We start from the raw sequence: 6,865 nt of genomic DNA, 5'->3' as shown, positions 1-6,865 counted from the left end.
CCCCCGCCGATGTTCGCTAATGCGACAGAACCTCCGCAAAGGTCAGTTCGAGATCGACGGCGCTGAGGCGATGTCGTTCGCCGACCAATTTTCTGCGATGGCAGGAGTGGTCCGTCCAGTTTGAGGGGAGCAGCTCCGTTTTCGGCCAATTTCCGCCGTTTGATCAACAACGCGACAGAACCGATTGCTCCGCTGGAGAGGCCAGTGCCGCCTCCTCACACAAACAGCTCCAGCTAAAAAACGTCCATTTCCGGGCAAGATTCCCGCCGCCTGTGTCACCCAAAACGGCCCGTTTTTGAACCACGCCCGTCACGGCACAGTTGAGCCAGCAGCGTCCCGAGCTCGGCGAAGTCTTTCGCGCCACGACTCTTGGGCGCGAAGTAACGGATCGGCTTTCCCGCAGCGAAGGCTTCTGCGAGACGGATGTCGCTGCGGATGGCAGGCAACAGACGGGAGGCGCCAAACTGGTGCGCGACGTCACCCGTGACGGTGCGCTGGATCCGGATATGGTCGTTGCCCATCATGGGCAGGAATCCGGCGAGCTTGAGCTGCTGGTTGGTGCCGGAGATGATTTTGAACAGCACCCGCATCAGCTGTTTCACGCCCTCACTCGACAGCGGATGGGGCACGAAGGGCACCACCACCCAGTTGGCCGCAGTGAGCGCATTGAGCAGCAGAATGTCCAGCGAGGGTGGCGTATCGAGGATGATCACGTCAAAGTTCGCCACGATCTCCTCTTCGGCCAGCGCCCGCTTCAACAAGCCCTCATCGCGCAGCCCCTCACCGTGTTCGAACAAGGGGTCGGCAGGTGCCAGCGACAGGTTCTCAAAGGCCGTCTGCTGCACGGCGGTGGCCAGTCGCGTGTCGGCGCGGCGAAAGATGTCATGCACCGTGGGGGTACCTTTGCTGACCTTGATGCCCACCCCCACGGCGCAATGGCCCTGCGAGTCCAGGTCAATGAGCAATACCCGCAGTCCTTGCGCGGCCAGTTCGGCGGCGACATTCACTGACACGGTGGTTTTGCCGGCGCCCCCCTTGCGGTTCGATACTACGATTGTCATGGCCATCAGTATTGTCCTCAGAAAAGCTCAATGGCGGGTCGTTCATTCTCCACGACAGTGGCTGCGCCGCCTACCACGGCGTGATGGGTCGCGTGCTGCGACTGCATGGTGTAGCTCACGCGCAAAGTTTCAATGACTGAGTCCAAGGGCTCGATATCCATCGGCGCCATCCAGTCGCCGGCCAAACCTTTCTCTACCTGAGTCATGCGTTGGCCGCACATCGCAAGCCCGTTCTGTACATGCTCGATCTGTTGTCGGGTAGCATCCTGGAACTGGGCCTGTCCCAGCACGTCGATGACCGCGTTGCGGATCGAACTGACGGCAGCATGGGTGTATTGGGTTACTCCGTCCAGTTCTCCCACTGCGGCCTGGAAGTCGCCGGACAAGCGGCTCATGGTGGAACCCAAGGTCGATAGCCATCTGGTTTCGTCTTCGTTTCGATGTTGCTCCACCATCGCGACAAACTTATCGTTCACTGTATCCGAGACTTGCCCGATGCTCTTCTCGATGTGCACAGCGGCCGTTTCGATCTGCTTGGAGAGATTTCGAACCTCGGCAGCCACCACGGCGAATCCTCTTCCGGCAGTGCCTGCCCGAGCCGCCTCAATGGCGGCGTTGAGCGCCAGCAGATTGGTCATCCTGGTGACCTCGCGAATCGCATACGTGAAGGTTTTAAGTTCTGCAACTTGTGCAACAATGCTCTGGATGGCGGCCCCCTCCTCCTGGACGCGCTGCACGCGCTGGCAGCGGTGGGTTTCCATGTCTTCGAGGTGCTGCGCGCTCTCGTTGATCAGCCCCTGGGCGTCGCCGTACAGCGAGGCAGCCCGGACCTTGCCGGCGTCCTGGATGACCAGTAGCCGCGCCGCTTCCGCCTCCACCTCAGTGAGCCGCAGCAGGATCGCCAGTGCGGCCGTTTCGGTGGTGCTGTTGGTTTCGGTAAGTTGCGCCTGCAAGATATCCGTCAGATGCGGCACAGAGGCCAGGAGCGCCTTTAGCCGCTTGATGTTTTCCTCTATGATGTGGGCGCCCTCCACTTTGTTTGCCGCCAGGCGGTAGACGCAGACCACCATCAACACGATGAAGCCCATGCCGAAGGAAGTCGAAAATCTCAGCATTCCTGGCGAATTACTGAACAACGCCACGAAAGCCGAGTTGAACCAGAAGGTAAGACCGAACGCGAGCAGGGACAGCGCGACGCCCGACAACCAGACGAGGAGATCGCGACGGGATTTCACGTAACGCAATTTCATCATCACGCTCCGGGCACCACTTGCTTGATGACCTTCACCAGGTCAGGGCCGGCAATCGGTTTCACCAGCCAACCGGTGGCGCCCAGCTTCTTGCCTTCGTCTCGCTTGGCTGCCTGGCTTTCCGTCGTCAACGTTAAAATCGGCGTGAAGCGGAACCCCGGAAGGGCCCTGACGTTCTTGATCAGTTCCAGTCCGCCCATGTTCGGCATGTTGATGTCGGTAATGATCAGGTCGGGCTTTACCCCCGCCTTGAGCTTGGTGAGCGCCTGCACGCCATCGCCCGCAGTTTCCACCCTGAAACCGTTCATCTCCAGGGTGGCCTTGACGCTCATCAACATGGTGACCGAGTCGTCGACAATCAGAATAGTTTTTGACATGAGAGTTCTTCCTTACTCAGATTTCAAAGCAGTGTCGAGCCAGGCGCGCAGATTCGCGTCGATTGGCCAGACGGCGATGCGGCTGCCGGCCGCCATCAGCACTTGCAGGTTGGCGGGGTGCAGATGGGTGCAGGCGCCCAGGTCGACCCGGGCGGCGGGCTTGTTCTGCAGCCATTCGAGCAGGCCTTCGGCTTCGTCCACGCTGGCCATGTCACGGAACACCGCGTGGTTCTTCTTGTATTCGATCGACATTAAATAATCTCCTTTACATTGAGCATCATGAGCACCGAACCATCACCCATGAGGGCCGAGCCGGAATAGGCCGACAGGCCCGCCAGCACACCGGTAAGCGGCTTCTGGATGACGTCCACAGTCTCGCGGAAGTCATCCACGATGAGGCCAATCGACTCGCCGCCCACCCGCGCCACCAGCACCGCCATTTCATCGTAGGCATTGGCTTGGGGTGCGGCGGGAAGTCCGAGCAAGGCGTTGAGGGCCTTCAGCGGGATGATCTTTCCCCGCAATACGATGGTCTGGCTGCGCTTGATGGTGCGGATGGCGCTGCAGGGAATCCGCACGGTTTCCACGACATGGTCCATCGGCACGCCAAAAATCTGTCGGTCGGATTCGACGATCATGGCCTGGGTCACCGCCATCGACAGCGGCAGCGAGATGCAAATGCGGGTGCCCTTGGCCACTTCGCTCTCGAGCACGATGGTGCCGTTGACCTTCTCCACCGCGGTGCGCACCACGTCCATGCCCACCCCCCGGCCGGACAGGTCGGACACCACTTCGACGGTGGAAAAACCGGAGGCGAACACCAGGTTGAGCGCATCCCGGTCGCTGATACGCTCCAGGGTGGCCTCGTCAATGACGCCTTTTTCATAGGCTTTGCGCTTGATGACTGCCGGGTCGATACCCTTGCCGTCGTCAATGATCTCGATCAGCACCTGGTCGCCTTGCTGGATGGCGCGGATCGTCAGGGTGCCCAGCGCAGGTTTGCCCGAAGCAAGCCGCAGATCCGGCGTTTCCAGACCGTGGTCGAGACTGTTGCGGACGATATGGATCAGTGGGTCTGCCAGCGACTCGATGATGTTCTTGTCCGCTTCGGTATCCTCGCCCTCGAGCACCAGTTGTACTTCCTTGCCGAGTTTGCGTGAAATATCGCGCACCAAACGGGGAAAGCGCTGGAACACGAAAGAGACCGGCATCATGCGCACTTGCATGATGGCATTTTGCATTTCCTCGGCAATGCGGTTGATGACCGCGTATTGCGCCTTGATTTCGCGCGCCAGTTCGCGCACGCCGAACTGCTCTTCCGCCCGTTGGGCAAGATAGGGCAGCGCATTCTTGGACACCACCATTTCGCCGATCAGGTTCATCAGCAGGTCGATCTTGGACTGATCGACCTTCAGGCTCGTGGGACCGGCATTGACGTCTTCGGCGCGGCGGGTAAATCTGGGACCTTCGTCCGCTATTGCCAGACGGCTTGCTGATAAGGGTTCAACCGGCGCGACCGAGGCAAGCGGTGTGGCGGAGTTGGCAACCAGTGCATCGCCAGTCGAGCTTGCCGCAGCGGCGGCCGGCGCTTGCCCGTCCGCGCGCCCGACCAGCCATGCCAGCAGCGGCGCGCTGTTGTCAGTCGCCAAGGCCAACTGGAGCGCTGTTTCGATCTCGTGCTGAGCCAGCTGATCGCCAGTGGCCTTGCAGCAATTGACCAACACCGCGCCGGCAGCCTTGAGCCGCCCCGGTTGCCAGGCTGGATGGTCGTCCAACAGCAGAACCTGACGCTGGGCGGCAAAGATGGCTTCCAGCGCGATGGCGTCTTCTTCAGACAGTGGCTTGCGGGGAATCATCGAAATGGGCGGCGCGCTGGCGCGCGCTTCCTTCGGCGCCGCAGCGCTCGCGGCAAGCGCTGGGTTTGCGGCGGCCCAATCCGGCGCCGTCAAGGTGAGTAGCGACTCGATGAGGCTGCGCAAGGCCGCGTGGTCGTCCGGCACGCTGCCGATCAACTGCAACAGCCATCGCAAGGCCGACGAGAGCCACAAGTCGGGGTTGCTAAGGTGCAGCATAGTCAGCGCTGCCTGCTTGAGCGCGGCAAGATCGCCAGCCTCAAGATGCTGCAGGGCATCGGCGACAAAATCGTCATACACCGGCCCGCCGTTAGGGTTGCCCTGGGGGATTACCACGAACCGTGCATCCACTGCAACGATGCCTACTTGATCCGGCACGTAACGGTAGTGCTCGGCCAGCTCCCCGCGGGGAGCGGAAGTCAGTAGCTGGAACTCGAGCACACTGCGGTAGGCATCGAGTTCGGCCAGCGGCAGCCAAGGTTCGCGGGCGACGATCCGGCCCCACAGGATATCGGGCGTCTGGCGGGCGGTGAAGAACGGATCGTCGCCCTGAAAGAAACATTCCTCCAGCGGGTGGTAGGTGATCCAGTGAACGGCATCGCCGTTCATCGCGCGCTGGTAAGCATCCAGACGGACCAGTTCCGGAATCGCGGCCAGCGGCAGCTGATCTGGCGCCGGGGTTGCCGGCGATGGTGCGTCAGCGGCCAGCTGGCTGTCCGCGGCGGCATCGGCCAGTGCGTGCAGCGCGCGCAACGCCACCGCCAGCATGGCTGAATCGGCCGCGCGCGCCGCATCGATACGCCCCGTCGATTCGATCTCGTCGCACAGGATCCCGACGAAATCCATGGCATCGAGCAGTTGATCGGCCAATTCCTGCGAATAGTCGATCCGGCCGTTTCGCACGGCATCCATCAAGTCCTCACCTGCATGTAGCACGCGGGTCATTTCGGGAAAATCAAACAGGCCGCTGTTGCCCTTCAAGGTATGCACCAGACGGAACAGCTCAATCATCAGGTCTGCGTCATTCGGCGCCTGCTCCAGTTGCATCAGCTTTTCGCCGATGCCTTGAAGAAAATCGCGCGCTTCAGCAAGGAATTGTGTGAGCAGCGGATTCATGGGGACACCTCGCCGAGCAGCAGCCGGACATGGGTTAACAGTTGCACTGGTTTGGCTGGCTTGACGAGGTAGCAGTTGGCTCCCGCCCGGTAGGCCGCGGTCTGGTCATTGCTGGCAGCTTCGGTCGACACCATGATGGCCGGTGCCTGGGGAAGGTCCTCCGCTCGCAACTGGCGCAGGAAGCCGTAGCCATCGAGCTTGGGCATATTGATATCGACAATGTACAGGTCGAACGGGTCTTGCAACGCTTTTTCCAGCGCCTCGATGCCGTTCACCGCCTCTTCAACGAGGTAGCCGGCGGCGCCAAGGATGTTGCGGTGATACATGCGCACAGTCGCAGCATCGTCAACGATCAGGATGCGTTTCATCGGGCCTCCAGGGGTTTTTGATAAATAATGGCTTCAGGGAATTTGCGCACCTTGTACAGCGAGGAGATGCGGCTCATCGATTCCGAATGGCCCAGGCAGATATAGCCGCCGGGCTTGAGGGCATCATAGAAAGTTTCAGCGGCCGCCTTGCGCGATACATCGTCGAAATAGATCAACAGGTTGCGGCAGAAGATCACATCGAAATTACGGTAAGGCCGGGTGTCGCCTGGCTCCGCGAGATTGACGCGGGTAAATTCCACCGCCTGCTGCAGGTCTTCGCAAATCTGGTACTCGTCACCGGTGCGGGTGAAGTATTTCGCCAGCCATGGCGCCGGCACATGCTGCACGGAACGCGTTGAATAGCGCCCGACGCGTGCCTTGTGCAGAATACCGGTGTCGATGTCGGAAGAAATGATCTCCACATCCCACCTGGCAAGGCCCGGCCAGCGCTCCATCAGGTACATCGCAACGGTGTACGGCTCTTCCCCCGAGGACGAAGGGATGCACCAGATGCGGATCGGACTCTTGTCGCTCTTGCGCTGGACGATCTCGGGCAGCACGGAATCGACCAGGCACTTGAACTGGTAGTCCTCGCGCAGGAAATAGGTTTCGTTGACTGTCATCAGGTTGGTGAGCTGTTGCAATTCCGCGCCCGAAGCCTGGAAGCGCAGCATGCTGAAGTAGCTGCGAAAGGTGTCGTTACCGGTGGCCTCGACGCGCTCTACCAGTCGCTTGTCGACGAAATAGCGCTTGTTCGTCTCGAAGTTGATCCCGGTCTTGCGGTAGAAATACTCTCGGAACTTCTGGAAATCATCGTCGGTGATGGCGATTTTTGTCATG

7 protein-coding genes are annotated in these 6,865 nt (G+C 60.5%); all 7 read right to left on the bottom strand.

The window, feature by feature from the left end; translation table 11 throughout:
• Positions 1 to 275: 275 nt before the first annotated feature.
• Genes JANGC3_RS0127760 through JANGC3_RS0127730 form a run of 7 tightly spaced genes read right to left on the bottom strand, consistent with a single transcriptional unit; the run spans position 276 to position 6,864 of the window.
• Entirely contained in the window at positions 276 to 1,067 is a 792-nt protein-coding gene (locus JANGC3_RS0127760) for a ParA family protein (protein WP_017879763.1), read from the bottom strand.
• A gap of 11 nt (positions 1,068 to 1,078) precedes the next feature.
• Complete coding sequence (locus JANGC3_RS0127755; RefSeq protein WP_017879762.1) at positions 1,079 to 2,314, bottom strand: methyl-accepting chemotaxis protein; 1,236 nt, start codon at positions 2,312 to 2,314, stop codon at positions 1,079 to 1,081.
• Positions 2,314 to 2,688 carry a response regulator gene (locus JANGC3_RS0127750; protein ID WP_017879761.1) on the bottom strand — a complete coding sequence of 125 codons (375 nt, stop codon included), beginning with the start codon at positions 2,686 to 2,688 and terminating at the stop codon, positions 2,314 to 2,316. The genes JANGC3_RS0127755 and JANGC3_RS0127750 overlap by 1 nt, the downstream gene beginning before the upstream one ends.
• 12 nt (positions 2,689 to 2,700) lie before the next feature.
• Positions 2,701 to 2,940 carry a hypothetical protein gene (locus JANGC3_RS0127745; RefSeq protein ID WP_017879760.1) on the bottom strand — a complete coding sequence of 80 codons (240 nt, stop codon included), beginning with the start codon at positions 2,938 to 2,940 and terminating at the stop codon, positions 2,701 to 2,703.
• On the bottom strand, positions 2,940 to 5,657 hold the full coding sequence (locus JANGC3_RS0127740) for a chemotaxis protein CheA (RefSeq protein ID WP_017879759.1): 2,718 nt from the start codon (positions 5,655 to 5,657) through the stop codon (positions 2,940 to 2,942). The genes JANGC3_RS0127745 and JANGC3_RS0127740 overlap by 1 nt, the downstream gene beginning before the upstream one ends.
• Positions 5,654 to 6,025 (bottom strand): response regulator, encoded by a 372-nt coding sequence (locus JANGC3_RS0127735; protein WP_017879758.1) that lies wholly within the window; start codon positions 6,023 to 6,025, stop codon positions 5,654 to 5,656. Before JANGC3_RS0127735 ends, JANGC3_RS0127740 begins: the two co-directional genes overlap by 4 nt.
• The gene (locus JANGC3_RS0127730) at positions 6,022 to 6,864 is read right to left on the bottom strand and encodes a CheR family methyltransferase (protein WP_017879757.1); all 843 of its coding nucleotides are present in this window, start codon (positions 6,862 to 6,864) and stop codon (positions 6,022 to 6,024) included. Before JANGC3_RS0127730 ends, JANGC3_RS0127735 begins: the two co-directional genes overlap by 4 nt.
• Between the last annotated feature and the right edge of the window lies 1 nt (position 6,865).

It is taken from the genome of Janthinobacterium sp. CG3 (assembly GCF_000344615.1).
Taxonomy (GTDB): domain Bacteria; phylum Pseudomonadota; class Gammaproteobacteria; order Burkholderiales; family Burkholderiaceae_D; genus Janthinobacterium.
The sequence above is the reverse complement of the archived record's forward strand: the minus strand, read 5'-3'. Positions and strand labels throughout refer to the sequence as shown.

Bases quoted from the DNA above. Each gene is read 5' to 3' on its own strand.
- JANGC3_RS0127760 (WP_017879763.1), bottom strand. From the start codon at position 1,067: ATGGCCATGACAATCGTAGTATCGAACCGCAAGGGGGGCGCCGGCAAA.
- JANGC3_RS0127755 (WP_017879762.1), bottom strand. From the start codon at position 2,314: ATGATGAAATTGCGTTACGTGAAATCCCGTCGCGATCTCCTCGTCTGG.
- JANGC3_RS0127750 (WP_017879761.1), bottom strand. From the start codon at position 2,688: ATGTCAAAAACTATTCTGATTGTCGACGACTCGGTCACCATGTTGATG.
- JANGC3_RS0127745 (WP_017879760.1), bottom strand. From the start codon at position 2,940: ATGTCGATCGAATACAAGAAGAACCACGCGGTGTTCCGTGACATGGCC.
- JANGC3_RS0127740 (WP_017879759.1), bottom strand. From the start codon at position 5,657: ATGAATCCGCTGCTCACACAATTCCTTGCTGAAGCGCGCGATTTTCTT.
- JANGC3_RS0127735 (WP_017879758.1), bottom strand. From the start codon at position 6,025: ATGAAACGCATCCTGATCGTTGACGATGCTGCGACTGTGCGCATGTAT.
- JANGC3_RS0127730 (WP_017879757.1), bottom strand. From the start codon at position 6,864: ATGACAAAAATCGCCATCACCGACGATGATTTCCAGAAGTTCCGAGAG.